The 334-nt window shown below is 41.0% G+C and carries 1 protein-coding gene; it reads left to right on the plus strand.

Translation table 11 applies throughout. The features are described 5' to 3' along the window. On the plus strand, positions 1-334 hold a 334-nt coding region (locus tag A3761_RS27160), incomplete at both ends, for a hypothetical protein (RefSeq protein WP_197472890.1).

A 334-nucleotide genomic window follows, 5' to 3' on the forward strand; every position in this document is an offset into this window, starting at 1 on the left:
ATTGAGCTAGACCTTAGAACCGGCATGATCTACAGACAAGCAACCTACCTTCCGCAAATTAGAGAAGGTAATGTTGTTGGCTTTTTCGTCTTTATGAATGACCTGACGGAAAACAACAAAGCAATTAATACACTTCGTCGTTTGCACCTCATTACTGCCGACAGTGAATTATCAGTTGAAGAAAAAATCCAGCGAGTTTTGGCCTTGGGAAAGCAGACTTTCGAGTTACCTTTGGCTTTGGTCAGTCATATTCATAATCAGCGATATGTCGTTAAGTATTCCGACACTCCGAATGGTGAAGTAAAACCTGGTGATGAATTTGAACTGGGCATTA

The organism is Oleiphilus sp. HI0123 (assembly GCF_001635315.1).